Genomic DNA, 22,612 nt, shown 5'->3' with positions numbered 1-22,612 from the left:
CACGCCGCCGCCCCTGAGCACTGGCCTTGGCGGCACGCCGCCGCCCCTGAGCACGCGCCTGAACAGGGCAGCGGCGCGCCTGGGCTGCCTAGCAGCTCTTGGGTAGCGTCACCTTGTTGGGCATGCTGTAACCGATCTTCTTCTTGCCCTTGGTCTTGGGGTTGACCGTGATGCACTTGTCGAAGATCTTGCCGCTCTCCTGAACGAACTGGAGATTGATGGCGCGCTTCTGGTTGCAGTGGTTGTTGAAGTAGACCGTGGTGGAGACGTTGCCGTCACCCCAGGAGATATTGATCTTCGATCCACTTGGCGACGCGCATTTGGCGGACTTCTTGTGCGTGGCCGAGACGTCCGCGGTGGCGGCGGTCGGGGCGCTCAGCAGCGCGGTTGCGGCGGCGGTGGCCACCAGGGCGGATGCGAGCTTCTTGACGTTCAAGCCAGATCCCTTTCGTGTCTGACGTGGCCGGAGTGAAGCACGCCGGCCAGCGTGACGAGAGGTGTTGACCTTTGTCACGCTAGCTCGTCATTCATTAAAGTGCGCCCCAATTAGGCGTCCCTGGCGGGGTTTCGGCCACTCGGCGGCCCGCGCGACCTGCGCGTATTGTGAATGATTTTTTCTCCGGCGATGGCCCGCGTGGCCGCGCGGCGGAGTCTCCATCGGTGAGCTGCCGAAGGCCGGTCAGCAGGCCTTGTCGCGGTTCGGCAGGCGGCCGGTGGTCAGGAAACCGGTGACGGTCTGGTCGCCGCAGGCGTTGCCGTTGGCGAGGTAGGAGCCGTGGCCGCCGGAGTCGACGCTGACCATGCGGGCCCGATGCCCGAACGCCTGCCGCATCTTCAGCGGAATCTGCCGTGGAACGCCGGGCGTTTACGCCCGGGAGGAAACGCCCGGCGCGGGAGGGCCTCCAGCCTCGAGCGGTCCCGTGACGGCTGGTTCATGTGAGCGGGTCAGTCCGGCTGTTTCTGGTTTTCGATGTACTCCTTGATGATCGATGGTGGGGCGCCGCCACAGGAGGCGGCGAAGTAGGACGGGGACCAGAAGTGCCCGCCCTGCAGGTATTGGCGCACGTGTGGGCCGGACTCTTTGCGCAGGAGTCGGGCCGAGACGCCCTTCCAGGGAGTTGATCAGGACCGACAGGGCCACTTTGGGCGGTAGTGGATCGGCAGGTGCCCATGATCGTGCTCGCCGTTGAACGCGACCAGGACGGCGCCGAAGTTGTCGCATACCTCGATCATGATGGCTTCACAGCGGCGCAGCATCTCGTCGGTGAACGCTTTGCGCCGGTATATGGGGATGAAGACCAAATGGGCGTGGAGGCGGCAGGCGACGGTGCGCCCCCTGCGGATATCGGGATTGGATTCCCATCGCGGTGACATGGACCGAACGATAAAGTGTTCGATTGTGAGGCTGGTGGTGCAGGTGAGGCTCCTGCCGACGCCCGAGCAGGCGGCGGCGCTGGAGGCGACCCTGCGCGCGGTCAACGCGGCCGCCTGCCAGGTCTCCCGCCACGCCCACGCCCAGCGCACGTTCCGCAACTACGACCTGCGCAAGCACACCTACACGCAGATCAAGGACCGGTACGGGCTGGCCGCCCAGGCCGCGCAGCACGTCATCAAGAAGGTCGCCGACGCCTACGCCACCCTGCATGCCAGTATCCGAGCCGGGAACCTCGGCAAGGCAGGCTCCGCCCGCCGGGTACGGGCCGAATCCACGCCGATCGCCTTCCGCGCTGAGGCCGCCCAGCCCTTCGACGACCGCTGCCTGTCCTGGCAGATCGACGCGCGGACGGTGTCGATCTGGTCGGTGGCCGGGAGGCTGAAGAACCTCAGGTTCACCGCCTCCGCCGAACAGCTCAAGACCTGTCGGCACACCGCAAGGGCGAGTCCGATCTCCTCTACCGGGACGGCAGGTGGTTCCTGATCGCGACCTGCGACCTGCCCGACCCCCGCATCAAAAACCCGGATGCCTTCCTGGGGGTGGATCTGGGCATCGTCAACATCGCCACCACCAGCGACGGAGCCCGGCACAGTGGCAAGGCCCTGAACGCGGTCCGGCACCGCCATCGCGAGCTACGCCGCCGCCTGCAGGCCAAACGCACCAAATCCGCCAAGCGGTTGCTCAAGCAGCGCCGCCGCAAAGAAGCGCGGTTCGCCGCCAACACCAATCATGTCATCGCCAAGCAGATCGTGACCGAGGCAGAACGCACCGGCCAAGGGATCGCCCTGGAAGACCTCCAGGGCATCCGGGACCGGGTACGGCTTCGCAAGCCCCAGCGGGTCACGCTGCATTCCTGGAGCTTCCACCAACTGGGAGCGTTCGTCGGCTACAAGGCGGCCCGGGCCGGGATCGCCGTCATCCACGTCGATCCGGCTTTCGCCTCCCAGCAGTGCTCGTCGTGCGGGCATGTGGACCGCAACAACCGGCTCGATCAAGCCTGTTTCTCGTGTACGTCGTGCGGCTTCGCTGAGCACGCGGACGTCAACGCAGCCCGCAACATCGCCGCACGCGGTCAGACGGGCTGGGCAGTGAGTCACGCTGCCTGACGCGGACCGGACCGTCGAAGCCATCGACGGCGAGGAGCTGCAAGCTCGGTCGTCTACGGCCGATAAGCTGACTGATCGTTCGGCTTGCGTCAACGACTCTGCCGAGCCGCGGAACTCCGAGCCAGAGACCGCGTCACCGAACACCCATGACCTCTTCACAAAACGGACAACCCGTAGGCTTGCCCCCGATCTGACACGGGGGAGTGAGTTGTCGCAGGTTCCGGTGCCGCGCCTGGCGCGGGGGATCGTGATCGTGGTGCTCGCCGGGTTCGCGTCCGTCTATGTGTTGGCGGGCTCGCCGCTCGCGATCGTGGCGTTCGGGCTGCAACTGGTCTACGTACTGCGCTCCCTGAGGCGGTTCAGGGGGCCGTGGCTGCTGGTCGTACAGGCGGCGGTCGGTTACGCGGCCACGCTCGGCTTCGGCACGTCCGTCGGGATCCTCGGCTTCCTGGGCGGATCGCTGCTGCTGACCCCGGCATGGCCGCTGGCCCCCCTGGTGGCGGTCAGCGCCGCCGTCGTCGGTCCGGCGGACCCCGCGATCAGCATGGTGCTGGTCGCCCTGGTGATCTACGGCCTTACCCGGCTCACCGATCGGGTGGACGAGATGTACGCCGCCCGGCTCGCGCTGGCGCTCGCGGCGGCGGCCGAGGAACGGTTGCGCATCGCCACCGGGCTGAGCGACGGCCTCGGCAGAGGGCTCGCGGCGATCGCCGTGGGCGTCCGGTCCGCCGTGGATCGACCGGAACGCGCCGCGGAGACGCTCGGCGAGGTCGTCGCCACCGCCCGCCGCTCCCTGGCCGACGCCAGGAACGCCGCCGCGGGCTACCGCGCCACGTCACTCGCGCCTGAGATGACGACCGCCCGTGCGATGCTGACGGCCGCGGCGATCGAGACCGAGACGCGGGTCGGGCACTCCGAGCCGCTCGGCCCCGCGGGCGCGCTGCTCGCGGCGGTGCTGCGCGAGGTGGTGACCGAGGCGGTACGCCAGAACACGGCCAGGACATGCGTGATCGAGACCACCGCCGCCGATGGGACGGTACGCCTGCGCGTCACCCACGACGGCGCCCGCACGGCTGAGGACGAAGGCCTGGCCGACCTGACCCGGCAGCTGGGTGCGGCGGGCGGCAGCCTGACCACGGGCCTGTCCGCCGAAGGCCGGCTGACCGTGGACGCCCTGCTGCCCGAGGGGCCGGCGGAGGCAGCGGAGGCGGCCGAGGACCCGGGCGCTTATCGGCTGTCGGTCGCGCTGCTCGCCGCGGTGCTGGTCGGGTTCTCGATCAAGGCGCTGCTGTTCGTCCCCGCGAGCCTGATGGTGCCCGCAGCCGCCTGTCTCGCCGTGATCGTCGTCATGCAGCTCCGTTCGATCAACGGGCGGCACATGCTCGCGCTCGCGTTGCTGGCGCTGCTGGTCTACCTGCCGATCCCGGTGTTCGGACGGGCCTGGCTGGGCGCGGCCGGGTTCCTCGCCGGTCCGCTCCTGCTCGCGTTCCCGTGGAGCGTGGCCTGGCCGCTGGTCGGGTGCGTGATGGCGAGCGTGGCGGTGAGCGCGGTGCTGCTCGGCCTGCCGGTCCCGCTGACGGTCAACTTCACCGCGAGCACGCTCGTGACCGGTCTGGTCGTGTACGGGCTGCTCAAACTCGCTCAGCTGGTGCGGGAGTTGCAGGAGGCCAGGCAGGCGCTGGCCCGCGCCGCCGTGGTCGAGGAGCGCCTGCGCGCCGCTCGCGACCTGCACGACCTGCTCGGCCACAGCCTGGCCGCGATCCTGCTCAAGTGCGAGCTGGCCAGACGCCTGGACGCCGCGCGGGCCCGGACCGAGTTGGCGGACGTGCTGGCGATGGCCGAGAAGGCAGAGGGGGATCTGCGGGTCATCTCCGGTGAGCGGCCGGCGATGTCGTTGGCCGCCGAGGCCGAGTCGGCACGGTCGGTGCTGGCCGCCGCGGGCATCCAGGTGGAGCTCGATCTCGCGCACGCGCAGCTGTCCACCGAGGTGGAGAACGTCCTGGCCACCGTGCTCCGGGAAGCGGTGACCAACGTGCTCAGGCACAGCTCGGCCCGGCATTGTGTAATCACGACGGTGGTGGAGGACGGGATGGTACGGCTCAGCGTACGCAACGACGGCGTGCGCTCGTCGGAAGGCCGGCCCGGTTCGGCTGGGATCGGCAACCTGACCACCCGCCTGGCGGCCCTGGACGGGCGGCTCGGCACAGCTCGCGAGAACGACTGGTTCGAGCTGACGGCCCAGGCGCCGACCTCCCTGCACATGGTCGGCTAGATCCAGCCCGCCTCGGTGGCGATGCGGACGGCGTCGGTACGGTTGCGGGCATTGAGCTTGGCGACGATGGCGGTCAGGTAGTTGCGTACCGTGCCCGCGCCGAGAAAGAGCCGGGTCGCTATCTCGGCCGCGTCGGCGCCGCCCGCCGCCAGCCGCAGCACGTCGGCCTCTCGCGAAGTCAGCGGGTTGTCGGCCAGGTCCCAGGCGGTGACCGCCAGCGAGGGGTCGAGCACCCGCTGGCCGGCCGCGACGTCGCGGATCGCCGCGACCAGGTCCTCGGGCGGCGCGGTCTTCAGCAGGAACCCGTCCACCTGCGCCCCGAGCGCCCGGCGCAGGTGACCCGGCTTGCCGTGCCCGGTCAGCATGAGCGTGCGGCACGACGGCAGCTTCGCGCGTATCTCGGCCGCGGCGGCCAGGCCGTCGAGCGTGCCGGGCATGTCGATGTCGAGCACCGCGACATCCGGTCGGTGGACCAAGGCTGAGGGAACGGCGGCGTCGCCCGACTCGACCGCGGCCACGATCTTCAGGTCCGGCTCTAGGCCGAGCAGGGCGACCAGGGCGCCTCTGATGACGTGCTGGTCCTCGGCCAGAAGCACATGAATCACAGGGATATGTCTACCAGTGTCCGGATCATGATGAGGTCATGGCGCAGGCGTGATCGTGTCTCTGGTCCGCGCCGTACCTGGTCAGCAGGCTGGGAGCCATGACAGACGTGCTGCGCTTGGACGCGGTGAGCAAGGTGTACGGCAAGGGGCAGGGCGCGGTCGCGGCCCTGCGCGAGGTGTCGATAGGCATTCCCCGCGGGAGTTTCACCGCGGTCATGGGCCCTTCGGGATCGGGCAAGAGCACGTTCCTGCATTGTGCGGCGGGACTGGACGTGCCGTCCTCGGGTTCGGTACGGCTCGGCGGCACCGAACTGGCCGGGATGGACGAGACCGCTTTGACCGAGCTGCGCAGGCAGCGGATCGGCTTCGTATTCCAGGCGTTCAACCTGGTCTCGGCGCTCACCGTGATCGAGAACATCACGCTGCCGCTGCGCCTGGCGGGCGTACGGGTGGACCGGGCATGGCTCGACGAGGTCGTGTCCAAGGTGGGCCTGACGGGACGGACGGGCCACCGGCCCGCGCAGTTGTCCGGTGGCCAGCAGCAGCGGGTGGCCATCGCCAGGGCGCTGGTCACCCGTCCGGAGGTCGTGTTCGGTGACGAGCCGACCGGCGCGCTGGACACGATGACCGCCCGTGACGTGCTGACGCTGCTGCGGGAGATCGTGGACGTAACGGGACAGACGGTGGTGATGGTCACCCATGACCCGGTGGCCGCCTCGTACGCCGACGCGGTGCTGTTCCTGGCCGACGGCAGGATCGTGGACTCCGTGGCGGCGCCCACCTCGGAGCAGGTCGCCGAGCGGATGACCAGGCTGGGAGCGTGGGTGCGTTGACCTCCATGATCTCTGTGGCCCTGAGGACGCTCCGGCACCGCAAGGCCGCCTTCGCCGGGGCGTTCGTCGCCCTGTTCTGCGCCGCCGCGCTGGTCTGTGCCTGCGGCATGCTGCTGGAGACGGGACTGCGCGGAAGCGTGGCGCCCGAACGCTACGCGGGCGCCCCGGTGATCGTCAGCGGGGACCAGTTCGCCCGCCAGACGGTCCGCGCGTCCGAGACGAAGACCAAGACCAAGGCCAAGCAGCTGTCCGAGCGGGTCTGGGTGCCCGCGTCCCTGGCCGACCGGTTGCGCCGGATTCCCGGGGTGTCGCGGGTGGTCGCCGAGGTGACCTTTCCCGCCTACGTCGCGGGCCGCCGGTTCCAGGGGCACGGCTGGGAGTCGGCGGCGCTCACCCCGTACACGGTGCGCACGGGACGTGAGCCCAGGGCGGCGGGAGAGGTGGTCGTGGAGGCCGCGTCAGGGCTTTCGGTGGGCGCGCGCGTGCCCGTGCGGACGGCGGCCGGGAACAGGACCTACCTGGTCACCGGCGTCACCGCCCAGGACCTGCCGAGCCAGGACACGCTGTTCTTCGCCACCGCAGAGGCGCGACGCCTGGCGGGACGGCCGGGGCAGGTGGCCGCGATCGGCGTCTTTCCGCGGGTGGACGTGTCCGAGGTGGTCAAGGGCGCGCTCGCCTACACCGGGGACGAACGCGGGGCCGTGGAGTTCCTGGACGCCGAGAAGTCGCGGGTGAAGCTGATCAGCCTGGGCGGCGCGCTCGGCGGGACCTCGCTGCTGGTGGCGATCCTCGTCGTGGTCGGCACGTTCGCGCTGTCGATCCAGCAGCGCCAGCGGGAGATCGCCCTGCTCAGGGCCGTCGCCGCTACTCCTCGCCAGGTACGCGGGATGCTCGGTGGCGAGGCGCTGCTGGTCGGCGTGGTGGCCGGGACCCTCGGCTCGGCGGCCGGTGCCGGGCTGGGATTCTGGTTGCGGTCCAGGTTCGTCGCGCTGGGCGCGATGCCGGACAACCTGCGGCTGGTGGTCAGTCCGTATCCGCTGCTCGCCGCGCTGGGCGCGGCCGTGGTGGCGGCCTGGGCGGCGGCCTACCTCTCGGCTCGCCGCGCCGTACGGATCCGCCCGGTGGAGGCACTCGGTGAGGCGGAGCTGCCGACGGCGCGCATCCCCCTGGGCAGGATGGTCGCCGGTCTGCTGTGCGCCGCGGGCGGTGTCGCGCTGACTCTGGTGCTGTCGGCCCTGTCGAGCGAGGCGGCCTCCGGCCCGGTCACCCTGCTCACCGCGCTGGTGTGGACGGTCGCCGTGGCCCTGCTCGGCCCGGTGATCGCGCAGGTGGCGGCCGCCCTGCTCGGGGTGCCGCTGCGCGCGGCCCGGACGAGCGGATACCTGGCCGCCGCCGGCCTGCGGGCCACGTCCAAGCGGTTGAGCTCGGTCGTCACGCCGCTCAGCCTGATGGTGGCGATGACCTGCACGATCCTGTTCGTACAGACGACCATGGGGTACGCGGCCCAGGAGCAGGCGACAGCGGGCACCAGAGCGGAGCACGTCCTCGGCCCGCACGTACCCTCCGGCACGGCGGCGGCCGTGCGGCGGCTTCCGGGTGTCGAGGCGGTCACCGAAGTGCTGCGTACCTCCGTGCGGGTGGGCCTGGACAAGTACGGCGCGCAGGCCGTGACCGCCGACGGGCTCGGCAGGACCATGGACCTGGGCGTGCTCTCCGGTTCGCTCGGCGACCTCGATGACGGCTCCGTCGCGGTCAGCCGGACGGCGGCCGAACGGCTGGGCGTCGCGGCGGGCGCGAAGATCAGCCTGACACTGGGTGACGGCACCCCCGCCGAGCTGCGCGTCGTCGCGATCTACTCGCGGGGGCTGGGATTCGGCGAGCTCACGCTCTCCCACGCGCTGGTGGCCGGGCACGTGGACGACCCGCTCGGGACCGTGCTGGTCGCGGCCCCCTCGGTGACGCGGGCGGACCTGGAACGGGCCGTGTCGGGGGTCGGCGTACTGGACCGGGCCCAGGCGGTCGAGGCGGGCGGGGCCAACGGCGAGGTGAATTATGTGGCCATGGGGCTGATCATCGCGTTCACGGCGATCGCCGTGGTCAACACGATCGCCATGTCCACGTCGTCGAGGTCGCGGGAACTCGCCCTGCTACGCCTGGTCGGCACCACCCGGCGGCAGGTGCTGCGGATGCTGAGCCTGGAGACCCTGGCGGCGGTCGTCGTCGCGGTGACCATCGGGACGGTGATCGCGCTGGTCACGCTGTCGGCGTTCAGCATGGGGATGACCGGTTCGGTGGTGCCGCACATCCCCCCGCTCACCTATCTCGCGGTGGTCGCCGCCGCGGCCGGCCTCGCTCTCCTGGCCACGGCGCTGCCCGGCCGCCTCGTCCTCGGCCGGCGGCCGGTCGAGCTGATCGGCGCGCGTGACTAGGTCGAGCGCGTCGTGGCTAGCCTTTGGGTATGAGCTTCGCCGGTACGCCCCGGCCGCGGCCGCGCTGGTTCCACGCGCGGACGGAGCTGGAGGATTTCGCGATCGTCAGCTACCGGGTGGACGCCGACGCGCTCGCCCGGCAGCTGCCCGAGGGGTTCGTCCCGATGAAGATCGACGGTCCCGGAGCCCTGGTCTCCGCCGTCGCCTTCCGGGACCGGGACTTCCACTTCCGGTTCCTCCCGTCGGTGGGGATCGACTGCGGGCAGATCAACTACCGTGCCTACGTCACCGCGTACGGCCACACGGGTGTCTGGTTCTTCGGCACCAGCCTGGATCACCCGGTCGTCGCGATCCCGCAGCATCTGTGGGGCATGCCGTGGCGCCGCGATCGCATCCGCATCGAGGCGGACTGGGACGCCGACCCCGCCCGGTGGCGGCTGGTGGCCGGGGACGCCCGCTGCGAGGCGGTCGAGCCGGCCGAGCCCCTCACCCGGCTGGCCGGTTTCACGGACGAGCCGGACTGGCTGGAACGGCTCACTCATCCGACCCTGGGCTGGTACCGGCGGCGAGACGGGCGGGTGGGTGTCTACAGCATTTGGCATCCGCCGATGCGGCCCCGGTATCTCGTCGCCGATTCCGCGCGCTTTCCGGTCTTCGAGCGGCTCGGGCTGATCACGCCGGACACCGCGCCGCACTCGATCCTGGCTCAGGCGCGGCTGAGCTTCGACATCCACACCCCGCCGCGCCGCTTCCGCCCGGGAACGTAGGTCCGGATGGCCCCGTCCGGGTGCGGACGGGGCCATCGTCTACGGGTCATCGCCTACGGGTCATCGTCTACGCGGACGGCCTCGGGGCCGGGGCGTAACCGGCGGCCCGGGTGGTGAAGGTGCCCCGGCCCTGGGTTCGGCTGCGCAGCCGGGTCGCGTACCCGAACACCTCGGCCAGCGGCACGGTCGCGGTGATCACCACGGTGCCCGCCCGCGCGGTCGAGCCCGAGATCCGGCCGCGCCGGGCCGCCAGGTCGCCGAGCACCCCGCCGGCGGCGTCGTCCGGCACGGTGGCCGTGACCTCGACCACCGGCTCCAGCAGCACCATGATGCTGGCGCGCAGTGCCTCGCGCAGCCCGAGCCGGCCGGCCGTACGGAACGCCATCTCCGAGGAGTCCTTGGGATGGGTGGCTCCGTCGGTCAGGGTGATCCGCAGGCCGGTCACCGGGTGGCCGCCGAGAGGGCCGTCGGCCAGGGCGTCCCGGCAGCCTGCCTCCACCGCCCGGACGTACTCGCGCGGCACCCGTCCGCCGACGACGGTCGAGCGGAACACCGCGCCGTCGGCTGTGTCCAGGGGATCCACGTCCAGGACGACGTGCGCGAACTGGCCCGCCCCGCCGTCCTGCTTGACGTGCCGGTACAGGAACCCGGAAACTCCGCGCTCGACCGTCTCCCGATGGGCCACCTGAGGCCGGCCGATGGCGACCTCCAGCCCGTGGGCGCGCCGGATCTTCTCCGCCGCGACCTCCAGATGCAGCTCGCCCAGCCCCGACAGCAGCGTCTGACCGGTTTCGGCGTCGGTGCGTACCACCAGCGAAGGATCCTCTTCCACCAGCCGGGCCAGCGCCGACGTCAACCGGTCGGTCTCGGTGCTCCTGCGGGCCTCGACCGCCACCGAGACCACCGGATCGGCCACGGCCGGCGGTTCGAGGAGCAGGGGCGCCGTGGGCGCGCACAGGGTGGCGCCGGTGCGGGCCGTCTTCAGCCCGACCACCGCGACGATGTCCCCGGCCGCCGCGTGGTCCACCTCGGTGTGCCGGTCGGCCTGCACCCGCAGGATCCGGCCGATCCGCTCGGTGCGCCGCGCGCCGGTGTCCAGCACCGTGTCTCCTCTCCGCATCGTTCCCGAATACACCCGCAGGTACGTCAGTCGCCCGGTGGCCGTCGAGTGCACCTTGAACACCAGCGCGGCGAACGGCGCCGCCGGGTCGGCGGCGCGCTCCTGCTCCGTGCCGCCGTGCGTGCCACGTACGGCCGGCACGTCCAGCGGCGAGGGCAGGTAGGCCACGGCGGCGTCCAGGAGCGGCTCGATTCCGCGGTTGCGGTACGCCGATCCGCACAACACCACCACCCCCTCACCGGTCCGGGTCAGGTCGCGCAGCGCGGCGGCGAGAGTCCGTTCGGAGATCGCCGACTCCGCGCAGAACTCCTCCAACGCGACCGGGTGCAGCTCGGCCACCGCCTCCTCGAGCAGCCGGCGGCGCCGGTGCGCCTCCTCCCGCAGGCCGTCCGGAATCGGTCCCTCCTCGACCGGATCGCCGCTGCCGGGCCAGGCCAGCATCCGCATGCGCGGCAGATCGACCACCCCGGTGAAGCCGTCCTCCTGCCCGATCGGCAGGTGGACCACCAGGGGGACCACGTTTAACCGCTCGCGGATCGACTCGACCGCCGTGTCGAGGTCGGCGCCGGCGCGGTCCAGCTTGTTGACGAAGGCGATGCGCGGCACTCCGTACCGGTCGGCCTGCCGCCACACCGACTCGCTCTGCGGTTCGACTCCCGCGACGCCGTCGAACACCGCGATCGCGCCGTCGAGCACCCGCAGCGAGCGCTCCACCTCGTCGGAGAAGTCGACGTGTCCCGGGGTGTCGATCAGATTGATCCGATGGCCGTCCCAGGAGCAGCTCACGGCTGCGGCGAAGATGGTGATCCCACGGTCGCGCTCCTGGGAGTCGAAGTCGGTGATGGTCGTGCCGTCGTGTACCTCGCCGCGCTTGTAGGTGGCGCCGGTGAGGTACAGGATCCGCTCGGTGATGGTGGTCTTGCCGGCATCGACGTGGGCGAGGATGCCCAGGTTGCGGACGGCGTTCAGCGAGTCGGTGTGATGACGGTGCAATTCGGTACGCACGGCCTATGGCCCTTTCGGGACGCTTCAGACAGGACAGCGCGATTTCCGGACGAACACCGCGCGGAAGCAGGCCAATGCCTGTTCGATTCCGCGCGGAAAAGGGCTGATCAGGTGTTCGTCAGAGACGTCCAGTGCCGGCCGCGCAGCCGACGCCGGGCGGACGAAGACACCAGGATCACCTCGTAGCGAGACGAGGGGATGACCGAAGCGGTGCTGTTGCTGCTGTTGCGCACGGCCGGCTCCCCTCACTCGTCAATGGGCGCCGCGGTGGCACCCCGTTTCCGGGCGAGTGTACTGAAATGGCGGTAAGCGGCAAACCGATTTTAATCGGGAAACGCCCGGTGGCCACCGACCAGCCGGTCGCGCTGAGTGCTGTAAAGAAACTCGCCGTTATTCGGCGGCCGTCGTGGTTTGGACTCCTGCGCTGTCTGAAACTTTTTGTCACCTTCGCTGTCAACTGTTAGTTTGACGGCCGTGGAGCCCGACACGGAACGCTCGCGAGAACGCCCCGACCCGCCGAAGCCGCTGCTGGCCGCCGGCCTGGCGCTGGTCGGTGTGGTGTGGCTCATACTCGCCGCGTTGACGACATTCCTCATGGTCGCGGGCCCGGACTGAGCCAGGCGGCGGTGCTCCGGGAGTGGGCGACCTCGGGGATGTGCGCCGACCCTGGCTAGTGTGTCTGCGATGAGTGGCGAGCGGGTCATAGGCGGGTACACGCTGCGGCGTGTGCTCGGCCGGGGTGGCATGGGCGAGGTGCATCTCGCCACCACGCCCACCGGTGGCCTGGCCGCGGTCAAGGTGATCCATCCCGAGCTGGCCCGCGACCCCGCGTTCCGGCGGCGCTTCGAGCGCGAGGTGGCCGCGGCTCGCCGGGTGGCGAGATTCTGTACGGCCCCGGTGCTGGACGCCGGGATAGATGGGGATGTCGCCTATCTCGTCACCGAATACGTTAAAGGGCCGGATCTGGCGAAGGCCGTACGGGAACAGGGGCCGTTGTCCGGGTCCGACCTGGAAGCGCTGGCGGTGGGCATCGCGACCGCGCTCGGCGCGATTCACGGCGCCGGGGTCGTCCACCGGGACCTCAAGCCGTCGAACGTGCTGCTCTCGCCGCTCGGGCCGCGCGTGATCGACTTCGGCATCGCACAACTCGTCGAGGCCGACAGCCAGGCCAGCCAGGCGATCCTGGGGACGCCCGCGTTCATGGCACCCGAACAGGTACGCGGGGAGCCGCTCGGGCCGGCCGCCGACGTGTACGCGTGGGGCGGGGTGATCGCCTTCGCGGGAACCGGGCGGCTGCCGTTCGGTGGCGGGTCGCCGGCCGAGGTGCTGTACCGGATCGTCAACGAGGGGCCGCGGCTGGACGGGCTCGACGCGGGCATGCGGGATGTGGTGGAGCGGGCGATGGCCAGGGATCCACGCCTTCGCCCCACGGCCCGGCAACTGCTGGAGTCTCTGACGGGCGGCAGGCAGCTCAGTCAGGCCACGGCCACTCAGGTCGTCGAACGTACCTGGACCGGCCCTCGCGGCTTGACCGCGGAGGGGCCGGCGGCGTTCGGCGCCCGTGGCGGGGAGCGCGTCGGAGCGGTCGAAGGGCGTGGCTTGGCCGCAGCGGCCGAAGAGGCGTCCGTCCAGGCTGCTGCCGGTGTGAGCCTCGCCCGTGGTGGAGTGGCGCGGCGTCGGTGGCCCTGGGTGGCGGGGGTGATCGCCGTGGTGGCCGCCGTGGTGGCGGGGGTCGTGGTGGTGCCTCGGGTGTGGTCGCCGTCGTGGCCGTACGCGGCGGGGTTCGGCGACTCGTGGGCCACCGGGGCGTCCGACGGCGGGGACGCGCGGGTCGCCGGGAGCGACTACGTGCTGACCGCCAAGGCGGGCTGGCGGCTGTGGAAGTCCGCGCCTGTGCCGGAGCCGGACGGCGGGGTGGTGGTGAGCGCGAAGGCGCGGCTTGAGCAGGGGTCCGGTGAGTACGGTGTGTGGTGCCACGGCTCGGCGAGCTCGGGGGATCGCTACGAGTTCGGGGTGAGCGGCTCGGGGCGGGTCTCGATCGTCAAGCGCCGTACCGGGCAGAAGGGCACGTCTCTGTACGGTCCGGCGGCTCCGAACGGTACGGCGGCGACCGGCGGCGGCCGGATCGTCACGGAGTGCGCCGGTCCCAGCGGTGACGGCGCCGCTGGTGGCGGGGTGAGGTTGCGGATGTGGGTGAACGAGAAACTCGTCGCCGAGGTGTCCGATACGAGTGATCCGCTCGGGCCGGGGGCGGCCGGGGTTCAGGTCGCTCCGGACACCGGGGAGGCGCTGCGCGTACGCTTCGAGTCGTTCGCCATCGACCGTACGAAGGACTAAGCCCCCGAAATGCCGAAATTTCCGGCGCTGCCCGGCGAGGAGGGGCACGGTCCCGTCCGGTTCCGGCTGCTGGGGCCACTGCGGGTCGAAAGCGGATCCGAGCCGGGGCCGGAGCCGGGGCCACTGTCCGGGCTGGGTTCTGGGCCGGAGCCGGGGCTACTGTCCGGGCCGGGTTCTGGGGCGCAGTCGGGGTCGGGCCCGGGGCCGGCGAAGCATCGGGCGGTGCTGGCCGCGCTGCTGGTCTCCGCCGGACGGGTGGTGCCGATCGAGCGGCTGATGGCCGTGGTCTGGGACGACCGGCCGCCGGCCTCCGCGGAGTCGGTGCTCAGGGTGTACATCAGCGCGCTGCGCAAGCTCGTCGACGGCATCACGACCGTGCCCGGTGGCTACCTGATCGAGGTGGAGCCGGACGCGGTCGACTGCCACCGGTTCGAGCGGCTCGTCGGCGAGGCTCGGCGGGCGAGGGAGGCGGGCAGGGCCGAGGCGGCGGCCGAGGGGTTCGGGACGGCGCTGGCGCTGTGGCGAGGGGACGCCATGGCCGATATCGAGTCCTCGTACCTGCGCAGAACGCACGCCGTACCCCTGGAAGAGCTCCGCCTGACCGCGCTCGAAGAGCGTGTGGAGCTGGACCTGCTGCTGGGCAGAGGCGGTGAGGTGGTCGGCGAGCTGCGGGCGCTCGTCGGAGCGTACCCACTGCGCGAGCGGGCCTGGGCGCTGCTGCTCGACGCGCTGCGCCAGGCCGGGCGGCGGGCGGAGGCACTGGCGGCCTACCAGGAGGCGCGCCAGGTGCTGGTGGACGAGCTCGGCTTGGAACCGGGCACCGAGCTGATCGAGGCACACCGGCGCGTGCTGTCGAGCGAGGGACCGCCGCAGCACGCACCGGTGAAGAGCGAGGCCCCGCCGGATATTTCGGATTTCACGGGGCGGCGGGCCGTCCTCGACTGGATCGCCGCCCGGGTGCCTGCGCGAGGAGACGGGGCGCCTGCGGGTGGGGTGCCCGCGCGAGGAGGCGGTGCGCCTGCGCAGGGAGATGGGGTGTCCGCGCGGGGAGGTGCTCCCGTGCACCTCGTCGTACACGGGCCGCCGGGGTGCGGTAAGTCCGCCGTTGCTGTTCGTGCCGCGACCATGATCGACCTCCCGGACGGACATCTCTACGCGTCGCTCCGCGACCGGCAGCCCGGCGCCGTGCTGGAGGACCTGCTCCGGTCCCTGGGCTGTCCCGATGGTGCCGTGCCTGCCGCTTTCGAGGAGCGTGTACGGCTGTATCGCGGCATGACGGCGGCCCGCAGCCTGCTCGTGGTGCTCGACGACGCCACGGACGAGGCCCAGGTACGCCCGCTGCTTCCCACCGGTCCCGGCAGTCTGACGCTGGTGACCAGCCGCTCCCCGCTGGCGGGGCTGGAGGCGGCCAGGGCGTACGAGCTGGGGGTGTTCGAACCGGGCGAGGCCGTGGCCATGCTCGCCGAGGTGGTGGGCCGCGAACGGGTCGGCGCCGAGCCCGAGGCCGCGGACCGGATCGTGCGGCTCTGTGGTGGTCTGCCGCTGGCCCTGCGCATCGCCGGATCCCGGCTGGCCAGGAAGCCGGGCTGGACCCTCGACCACCTGGCCGGACGGCTGGGCGACGAGCGGCGCCGGCTGGACGAGCTGAGCGCGGGCGACCTGGCCGTACGCGGCTGCCTGGCACTCGGCTACCACGGGCTGGCCGATTCCGAACGGCGGCTGCTGCGCAGGCTGGGCGCGCTGTCCGCGCCCGACTTCGCGTCCTGGGCGCTCGGTGCCGATCTGGAGCCGCTGGCCGAGGCGGGGCTGCTCCAGTCGCTCGGCTTGGACGAGTCCGGCGGTGAGCGGTACGGCTGGCACGACCTGACCCGGCTGTACGCCGCCGAACGCCTGACCGCCGAGGACGGAGGCCCGGCAGCCGTCCTGGCCGAAATCGCGGGCGAGATCCTCGACCGGACCCGCCAGGCGCGGACGGCCCTCCTCCCCGCCGAACCCGGCTCAGGCCGCACCGTGGCCCACACCGAAGCCCAGCCCCTGGCGGCCGGTCCGGATTGGGCGGAGGAGCGGGCGCTGACAGGTGGGTGGGCGGTCGAGACCGGGCGGTTGCGGGCGGATGCTCGGTGGCTGAGTGCCGAACGCCGGTTCCTCGTGGCGACCGTGGGTGACTTCCACCGGGCTGGTCTGCACGAGGCGGCCTGGCGGTTGGCCTTCTATCTGACTCCGCTGTTCGAGCTGGGTGCGCATCACGACGACTGGCACGTCACCACCGCCACCGGTCTCGACGCGGCGCGGGCGGCCGGGCATCGGGAGGGTGAGGCGCTGCTGTTACGTGCTCTGGCCGATCTCCATCGGGTGGAAGGCCGCCCTGAGTCGGCCGCGGCCGCGCTGAGGGCCGCTCAGCCGCTGGTCGAGGGACTGGAGCTGGCCCGGATCATGCTGCGGCTCGGCCTGGTGGAGCGGCGGCCGGCCGAGGCGGAACGCGCGCTGGCCAGGTGCCTGCACGCGTTCGAGGAGGCCGGTGACCGGCGTGGCACGGCCGACGCGCTCCGGGCGCTGGGCGTCGTACGCGGAGACCTGGGGTTGGTGGGCCGGAGCCTGGAGGCGTACGAGGAGTTGGGCGACCCGCGCGGCGCGGCCGAAGCCCTGCTCGACCTGGCCCGGCTGCACCTCGGCGCCCACCGCTACGCACAGGCCCGCGACTGCGCCGAGCGGCGGATAAGGATCAACCGGCGCCTGGGCGACCGGCTGCCGGAGGCGGCCGGGCTGCTCGTGCTGGCCGACATCGCCAGTGCCGAGGGCGACCCGGAGGCGGCGGCCAGGCTGGCGAGCCAGGCCGAGGTGACGTTCACGGCTCACGGTGACCGGAGAAACGCATCAAAAGCCCTGATTATCCTCATAAAAGCGCACTTGGACCTTGATGAGGTTGATGCTGCGGTTGAGGGGCTTGCGCGTGTTATGGGAGAGTCTGACAGCCTCGGTGAGCCCCGGAGCGCCGAGGTCGAGCTTCTGGCGCAAGAGCTGGACAGACGTCGTGGCCTGGGGATTTAGCCCACTATGCGGATCCTGAAGGTCGCCCGGCTACCTTCGGTGCCACGAGTTCCACCCCTACCGGCAAAGGTGATCAGAACATGCGGAAGACGATCGCGCTGGCTGTCGCGGCCGTCGCGTTGACCGGCTGCGGGATGCTCCCTGGCCAGCAGGGCGGCGGCGGCGAGGAGCAGACGGGCCAGACCGGCCAAACCGGCCAGAGCGCGCAGCCTGAGCGGGCCACCACGAGCGGCGCACCGGCCGAAGCGCAGCCGACCGCGCCCGCGCAGGAGGCCAAGGCGATCGCGAGCCGGGAGGTCAAGGTCGGGGCGGGCGGACAGTACGGCAAGGCTCGCGTCGACATCACCGGGCTCAAGCGGCAGGGCAGGACGATCAGCCTCAACTGGACGGTCACGGCCACCGACGGCAAGGTCAACCTGCACAACGGCATGAGCAGCGGCACGCTCGACTACACGGTGTCGGCCGTCTCCCTGATCGACCCGGTCAACGCCAAGCGCTACCGCGTCGCCCGCAACGGTACGGGCCAGGACGCGAAGTGCGTCTGCTCGGGCACCCAGGGGCAGTTCCTGGAGAGCGGCGACGCCACCACGCTCTACGCGGTATTCGCCGCCCCGCCCCCGGACGTCACGAAGATCAATGTCGAGATGCCGATGATGGGCGTGTTCACCGATGTTCCGATCTCTTAGCGTCGCGCTGGCCCTGTTCCTGTCACCGACGCTCGTGTCACCGACGCTCGTGTCACCGACGCTCGTGTCACCAACGCTCTTGTCACCAACGCTCTTGTCACCAACGCTCTTGTCACCGACCCCCGCTCCGCCCGCCGACGCCACCGGTCCGGTGGAGGATCTGGTGCTTCCCGTCGAGGACATCATCGGCGAGGTCGAGTCGCTCGACGGCACCGAGAGCGAGACCAAGCAGGGCGAGCAGGTCACGGTGGCGCTCACCAGCGACGTGCTGTTCGCGGTGGACAAGTGGGTGCTGACCGGGGCGGCGAAACAGCGCCTCAGGGAAGTGGCGCGCAAGATCGACGCGGAGGGCGCCGGGGGTGTCGTGAAGGTCGAGGGGCACACCGACGACCAGGGCACCGACGCCTACAACGCCATGCTGTCGCAGCGCCGGGCGCAGGCCGTACAGCAGGCCATGCGCTCCATGCTGACCGGCGGCAACGCGGACCTCCAGGCGAAGGGGTACGGCGAGAGCCGCCCGAAGGTGCCCAACATCGTCGACGGCAAGCCCGTCGCCCAGAACCGGGCGAAGAACCGCCGCGTCGAGCTCGTCTTCAACGTCAAGCAGTGAAAGCGCCAAGCCGAACGCTAAGCCCGGCCAGGCTCATGCGCCCCGAGCCCATGTGGTGACCCCGGCCAGGCTCATGCGCCCCGAGCCCATGTGGTGAGCCCGGCCAAGCTCAGGTGGTGAGCTGGGCCAGCCCGTCGCCCATCGGGGTACGGCGGTAGAGGACCGACCGGCCGCTGCGCGTACGCGAGACCAGACCCGCCCGGCGCAGCACGGCCAGATGGCCGCCCACCCCGCCGAGCGTCATCGACAGCTGGGCGACCAGCTGGCTGGTGCTGGCCGGACTGTCGAGCGCCGTCAGCACCGCCGCCCGGCCCCGGCCGAGCAGCGCGACCAGGCCGTCGGTGGCGGGCGAGCCCCGCTCCCAGAGCGCGGCGACGCCGTGTGCGGGGTAGGTGAGGCCGTACGCGCGCGGTGGATCGAGGTAGACGTACCTGGCGCCGAACGCGTTCGGTATCAGCACCACGCCCACCCCGCCGAGCCGGTGGGAGGCGCCGCTGACCTTGCCGAGCAGGATGCGCTCCTCCTTGAGCTCCATGTCGATGCCGAGGCGGCCGAACACCTCCAGCCAGCCGTACACTGCGAGCCGCCCCGCCCGCCGCACGATGTCGCGCTCCAGCAGGGCGCGCAGCCGGGGCCAGTCGGGGGCGAGCAGCTCGGTCCAGAGCGCTTCGAGGGCGTCGGCGACCCGCGCCGGGGCGTCGGGAACGTCGAGCGCCGGATCGACCGGCCGCTCCCGGTGGCTGAGCCGAAAGTCGGCGGCGACCCGGTCGGCGGGCATCCGCCGGACGGCGGCCAGCTCCCGCTCGAACGTGGTGTCCACGCCTTCGGGCGGCACGCAGTAGAAGTCGGGCGCGTAGTCGGTCACCTGGTGCAGCCGGCTCAGCGCCCGCAGCACCGGGTTGCCCGCCAGCAGCCGCTGGTAGCGGTCGTGCACGCGGGCGGTCCAGATGGGCAGGCCGGGCGGCACGCTCCGGCCGCACAGCACGTTGAGCGCGCCGACGACCTGGCTCATGGGTGACAGACCGAATCTGACCTTCGCCAGATCCTCGGGCGTGCACTCCAGATGAGCCATCCGTCCCACCTCCCGATGAAAGGAACGGCCATCCTAATGCGGTGTCAGTCGCCTGGCAGGACGCCCAAGGTCACCGTGATCGTCGTGGTCGAGCCGTCGAGTCTGACGACCCCTACCTTGGCCTTTTGCCCCGGTTGGAGCGCGCTCAGCGCCTCGGCCAGCGCGGCCATCGTCGATGTCTTCCGGCCGTTGAGGGAGATGATCACATCCCCCGGCTCGATGCCGGCCTTGGCGGCCGCACTGCCCTTGTCGACCTTGGCCACGGCGACCCCGGCGGGCTGGCTGTCGTCGCCGATGAGCGTACTGCCCCTGATGCCGAGTGCGGCCCGGTGGCTGTTGGTGACCTTGCCGTTGCGGATGATCTGAGCGGCTATGTCCGTGGCGGTGTTGCTCGGGATCGCGAACCCGATGCCCGGCGCGGCACCGCCGCCGAGGTCCCGGTCCGTCGCGGCGAGCGTCGGGATGCCGATGACCTGCCCGGACAGGTCGACGAGGCCGCCGCCGCTGTTGCCGGGGTTGATCGCGGCCGACGTCTGGATGGCGCCGGTGATCGTCGCGCCGGGCGAGTCGGGGTCCTGCGGCTCGGTCACGGTACGGCCCAGCGCCGAGACGATCCCCTGGGTGACGCTGCCCGACAGCCCCAGCGGGTTGCCCATGGCGAGCACCATTTGGCCGACCCGGAGCTTCGAGGAGTCGCCGAACCTGGCCGGTGTCAGCCCCTTCGGGTCGTCCACCTTGATGACCGCCAGGTCGCCGCCGCCGAAGCTCTTGACGAGCCTGGCGTCGTGCGGCTTGCTGCCCGTGGCCAGGGTCACGTTCATCGTCTTGGCCGTGCCCACGACGTGCGCGTTGGTCAGGATGTGCCCCGCCGAGTCGTACACGATGCCCGAGCCGAGCCCGTCCTCGGTGGTGATCTGCACGATCGACGGGAGCACCTGATTGATGGTGCGCTCGAAGGCCGCTTCCAAGGGCACCGCGGACTCCTGAGGGGCGGGCTGCCGGGCGGCGGGCGCCTGGGACGACGGCGAAGCCGTGGGCGTCGTCGATCGGGCCGTGGTGGTGATCGGCGGCCCTGAGCAGCCGGCCAGCAGCATGGCGGCGACGATCCCGGCGAGGACCTTGCTCATGCAGGGGTTACTGCCCCGCTCAGCCGGAAAGATACGCCTCGCGGACGTTTCGTCTGCTCAGCTTGCCGGTGGGCGTACGCGGCAGCGCGTCGCGGAACTCGATGACGCGCGGATGCTTGAGTTTGGCCAGTCGCGGGGCGCAGTGCCGCATCAACTCGGCGGTGAGATCGCCGGTGTCGGCTCCCTCGGCGGGCTGGACCAGCGCGACGACCCGCTGGCCCCACTCGGGGTCGGGTACGCCGATCACCGCGACGTCGGCCACGGAGGGGTGTTCGAGCAGCGCCGCCTCGATCTCGGCGGGGTAGATGTTGACGCCGCCCGAGATGATCAGGTCGGTTCTGCGGTCGAGGAGGAACAGGTAGCCCTCCTCGTCCAGGTAGCCGATGTCGCCGGGGGTGTAGGCGGGCCCGCGCATGGCGGCGGCCGTCTTGCCGGGGTCGCCGTGGTATTCGAAGCGGTTCACGCCGCCGATGTAGACCAGGCCCGGCTCCCCGGGCGCCACCTCCTCGCCGCCGTCGCCGACGATCGTGAACGTCATGCCGTCGAGCGCCCTGCCGACCGTGCCCGGCCTGGCCAGCCACTCCGGCGACGACACCATGGTGGCCACGGCCGCCTCGGTGGAGCCGTAGTACTCCCACAGCACCGGCCCGAGCCAGTCGATCATGGCCTGCTTGGTCGCGGGCGGGCACGGCGCGGCGCCGTGGTAGAGGTGCGTCAGCGATGAGAGGTCGTACTTCTCCCGATCCGGTACGGCCAGCAGCCGATGAAACATCGTGGGCACCATGAACGCGTTCGTCACCCGATGCCGCTCCACCAGCCGCAGGGTCTCGGCGGCGTCGAACCGCTCCGGCGCCACGATCGAGTGCCCGAGCTGCAGCGCCATCATCGCCTGCCCGTACGGCGCCGAGTGGTACAGCTGCGAGCACACCAGGTGCACCCCGCCGACCGGCAGCCCGAAGTGCCGCCAGCTCTTGCGCATGAGGATCGGGTACAACTCCTCGGGCGTCAGGGGCAGCAGCCGCCGGCGCACGCCTTTGGGCCGTCCCGTCGTGCCGGAGGTGTAGAGCATCATCGACCCGGCCCGCCGGTGCTCCGGCGCGGTGTCCGGCTGACCGGCCGCCAGCTCGCCGACGGTGAGTGCGGTGGGGGAGACCACGACCTTCGCGCCGCAGTCGGCCACGATGTAGGCGATCTCCTCGTCGGTGAAGTGCCAGTTGACCGGTACGAGGTAGGCGCCGATCTGGTACGTCGCGAGCATCATGGTCAGGGCGTCCAGCCCGTTCCTGAGCACGGTCACCACCGAGTCGCCCGGCGCCACCCCGCGCCCGGTCAGGCCGTGGGAGACCCGGTTGGTGTGGGCGAGCAACTCCCCGTACGTCGCGCCGTCCGGGCCCAGCAGGGCGGGACGCCCGGCGTCGGCGGCGGCGATCTCGTAAAAACCCCTCATGCTCGCGACCATACAGAACTAGATTCTGGCGGGCGAATAGCAGAATTATCCCGCTCATTCGTAACGTAACCTGAAAGCCATGGCGGACGTCGGCGACCAGATACCTTCCTCGGACTCTCCCACCACCCCGTTCAGGAAGATCGTCCTGCCCGCCGAGGAGACGGTCATGGTCCCCCGGCCCCTGGAACGGCCACAGCCGCCCGACCATCCACCGATCCAGCCCGGCCAGTCGGCCCAGCCCGGTCGGTCAGCCCAGCCCAGTCAGGTTCAGCCCAGTCAGGTTCAGCCCAGTCAGGTTCAGCCCGGTCAGGTTCAGCCCGGTCAGGTTCAGCCCGGTCAGGTCCAGTCGGCTCAGCCAGGCCGGCCAGGCCAGCCGGTACAGCCGCTGCCGCCGATCCCGCCGCCACCCCCGCCGCTCAAGGGTGGGCTGCTCGCCCGGGTCGGTGACATCCCGATCAAGGCCATCTACCTGCTCGGCGCCATCATCGCGACCGTCCTGGCCGTGCTGCTGGTGTTCGTGATCTTCTCCGGCGACGTGCCGAAGGAGACGCAGCAGCCGCCGCGGCAGGTGGTCCCGGTCTCGCCGGCGCCGGGCGGCTCCGCCTCACCCAAGCCGTCGGCGGCCGGGATCGTGCTCCCTGAGGTGCCGACGAGCCTGGCGTACCCCGACCAGGCCGGCACGGCGACCCTCACCATCGGCACCATCTCCGACC

Annotated in this window: 19 protein-coding genes and 2 pseudogenes; 11 read left to right on the top strand and 10 right to left on the bottom strand. The window is 71.2% G+C overall.

What is annotated here, in order from left to right:
* Positions 1 to 88 precede the first annotated feature (88 nt).
* From AB0H88_RS23545 to tnpA, 3 genes and pseudogenes are all read right to left on the bottom strand, one after another.
* Positions 89 to 436, bottom strand: a complete 348-nt coding sequence (locus tag AB0H88_RS23545; protein WP_357647741.1) for a hypothetical protein — start codon at positions 434 to 436, stop codon at positions 89 to 91.
* Between the two features lie 243 nt (positions 437 to 679).
* Positions 680 to 850: pseudogene (locus AB0H88_RS23540) on the bottom strand (alpha/beta hydrolase); the annotation flags it as partial.
* Positions 851 to 945: 95 nt separating this feature from the next.
* A pseudogene (gene tnpA / locus AB0H88_RS23535) lies at positions 946 to 1,374 on the bottom strand (IS200/IS605 family transposase).
* Between the two features lie 25 nt (positions 1,375 to 1,399).
* On the opposite strand from tnpA, the gene AB0H88_RS23530 reads away from it, so the two are divergent.
* The 3 genes from AB0H88_RS23530 to AB0H88_RS23520 all read left to right on the top strand — a co-directional run bounded on the left by AB0H88_RS23530 (position 1,400) and on the right by AB0H88_RS23520 (position 4,813).
* Positions 1,400 to 1,918: a hypothetical protein gene (locus AB0H88_RS23530; protein ID WP_357647739.1), complete on the top strand. Its 519-nt coding sequence runs from the start codon at positions 1,400 to 1,402 to the stop codon at positions 1,916 to 1,918.
* Entirely contained in the window at positions 1,858 to 2,541 is a 684-nt protein-coding gene (locus AB0H88_RS23525) for a transposase (RefSeq protein ID WP_357648031.1), read from the top strand. Before AB0H88_RS23530 ends, AB0H88_RS23525 begins: the two co-directional genes overlap by 61 nt.
* A gap of 208 nt (positions 2,542 to 2,749) precedes the next feature.
* Positions 2,750 to 4,813, top strand: coding sequence for a histidine kinase (locus AB0H88_RS23520; protein ID WP_357647737.1), 2,064 nt, complete (start codon positions 2,750 to 2,752; stop codon positions 4,811 to 4,813).
* On the opposite strand, the gene AB0H88_RS23515 is transcribed toward AB0H88_RS23520, so the two are convergent.
* Positions 4,810 to 5,418 carry a response regulator transcription factor gene (locus AB0H88_RS23515; protein WP_357647736.1) on the bottom strand — a complete coding sequence of 203 codons (609 nt, stop codon included), beginning with the start codon at positions 5,416 to 5,418 and terminating at the stop codon, positions 4,810 to 4,812. The genes AB0H88_RS23520 and AB0H88_RS23515 overlap by 4 nt on opposite strands.
* A gap of 98 nt (positions 5,419 to 5,516) precedes the next feature.
* On the opposite strand from AB0H88_RS23515, the gene AB0H88_RS23510 reads away from it, so the two are divergent.
* From AB0H88_RS23510 to AB0H88_RS23500, 3 genes are read left to right on the top strand one after another with little or no spacing between them, the layout of a single operon-like run.
* On the top strand, positions 5,517 to 6,251 hold the full coding sequence (locus AB0H88_RS23510) for an ABC transporter ATP-binding protein (RefSeq protein WP_357647734.1): 735 nt from the start codon (positions 5,517 to 5,519) through the stop codon (positions 6,249 to 6,251).
* A 5-nt stretch (positions 6,252 to 6,256) separates the two neighbouring features.
* Complete coding sequence (locus AB0H88_RS23505) at positions 6,257 to 8,680, top strand: FtsX-like permease family protein (protein ID WP_357647732.1); 2,424 nt, start codon at positions 6,257 to 6,259, stop codon at positions 8,678 to 8,680.
* 29 nt (positions 8,681 to 8,709) lie between these two features.
* On the top strand, positions 8,710 to 9,447 hold the full coding sequence (locus tag AB0H88_RS23500; protein WP_357647730.1) for a DUF2071 domain-containing protein: 738 nt from the start codon (positions 8,710 to 8,712) through the stop codon (positions 9,445 to 9,447).
* Positions 9,448 to 9,514: 67 nt separating this feature from the next.
* Here the strand turns inward: AB0H88_RS23500 and fusA are convergent, their stop codons facing one another.
* Together fusA and AB0H88_RS23490 are read right to left on the bottom strand one after the other, a co-directional pair.
* Positions 9,515 to 11,572 carry an elongation factor G gene (gene fusA, locus AB0H88_RS23495; protein WP_357647728.1) on the bottom strand — a complete coding sequence of 686 codons (2,058 nt, stop codon included), beginning with the start codon at positions 11,570 to 11,572 and terminating at the stop codon, positions 9,515 to 9,517.
* Positions 11,573 to 11,679: 107 nt separating this feature from the next.
* Entirely contained in the window at positions 11,680 to 11,805 is a 126-nt protein-coding gene (locus AB0H88_RS23490; RefSeq protein WP_357647726.1) for a hypothetical protein, read from the bottom strand.
* A 241-nt stretch (positions 11,806 to 12,046) separates the two neighbouring features.
* On the opposite strand from AB0H88_RS23490, the gene AB0H88_RS23485 reads away from it, so the two are divergent.
* The 5 genes from AB0H88_RS23485 to AB0H88_RS23465 all read left to right on the top strand — a co-directional run bounded on the left by AB0H88_RS23485 (position 12,047) and on the right by AB0H88_RS23465 (position 18,253).
* Entirely contained in the window at positions 12,047 to 12,187 is a 141-nt protein-coding gene (locus AB0H88_RS23485) for a hypothetical protein (RefSeq protein ID WP_357647724.1), read from the top strand.
* A gap of 69 nt (positions 12,188 to 12,256) precedes the next feature.
* Positions 12,257 to 13,909: a serine/threonine-protein kinase gene (locus tag AB0H88_RS23480; protein WP_357647722.1), complete on the top strand. Its 1,653-nt coding sequence runs from the start codon at positions 12,257 to 12,259 to the stop codon at positions 13,907 to 13,909.
* Positions 13,910 to 13,918: 9 nt separating this feature from the next.
* Entirely contained in the window at positions 13,919 to 16,957 is a 3,039-nt protein-coding gene (locus AB0H88_RS23475; protein WP_357647720.1) for a BTAD domain-containing putative transcriptional regulator, read from the top strand.
* Between the two features lie 80 nt (positions 16,958 to 17,037).
* Complete coding sequence (locus AB0H88_RS23470) at positions 17,038 to 17,643, top strand: hypothetical protein (RefSeq protein WP_357647718.1); 606 nt, start codon at positions 17,038 to 17,040, stop codon at positions 17,641 to 17,643.
* A gap of 163 nt (positions 17,644 to 17,806) precedes the next feature.
* Positions 17,807 to 18,253 carry an OmpA family protein gene (locus AB0H88_RS23465; RefSeq protein ID WP_357647716.1) on the top strand — a complete coding sequence of 149 codons (447 nt, stop codon included), beginning with the start codon at positions 17,807 to 17,809 and terminating at the stop codon, positions 18,251 to 18,253.
* 109 nt (positions 18,254 to 18,362) lie between these two features.
* On the opposite strand, the gene AB0H88_RS23460 is transcribed toward AB0H88_RS23465, so the two are convergent.
* The 4 genes from AB0H88_RS23460 to AB0H88_RS23445 all read right to left on the bottom strand — a co-directional run bounded on the left by AB0H88_RS23460 (position 18,363) and on the right by AB0H88_RS23445 (position 22,209).
* Positions 18,363 to 19,325, bottom strand: a complete 963-nt coding sequence (locus AB0H88_RS23460) for a winged helix-turn-helix domain-containing protein (RefSeq protein ID WP_357647714.1) — start codon at positions 19,323 to 19,325, stop codon at positions 18,363 to 18,365.
* Positions 19,326 to 19,369: 44 nt separating this feature from the next.
* Complete coding sequence (locus tag AB0H88_RS23455) at positions 19,370 to 20,452, bottom strand: trypsin-like peptidase domain-containing protein (RefSeq protein WP_357647712.1); 1,083 nt, start codon at positions 20,450 to 20,452, stop codon at positions 19,370 to 19,372.
* A 19-nt stretch (positions 20,453 to 20,471) separates the two neighbouring features.
* A complete protein-coding gene (locus tag AB0H88_RS23450; protein ID WP_357647711.1) occupies positions 20,472 to 21,899 on the bottom strand; it encodes an AMP-binding protein in 1,428 nt (475 codons plus the stop codon).
* A gap of 247 nt (positions 21,900 to 22,146) precedes the next feature.
* A complete protein-coding gene (locus AB0H88_RS23445; protein ID WP_357648029.1) occupies positions 22,147 to 22,209 on the bottom strand; it encodes a hypothetical protein in 63 nt (20 codons plus the stop codon).
* Positions 22,210 to 22,612: the final 403 nt, after the last annotated feature.

Source organism: Nonomuraea sp. NPDC050680, from assembly GCF_040654555.1.
GTDB lineage: Bacteria > Actinomycetota > Actinomycetes > Streptosporangiales > Streptosporangiaceae > Nonomuraea.
Note: the sequence above shows the minus strand (reverse complement) of the source record. Positions and strands in the feature narration are given on the sequence as shown.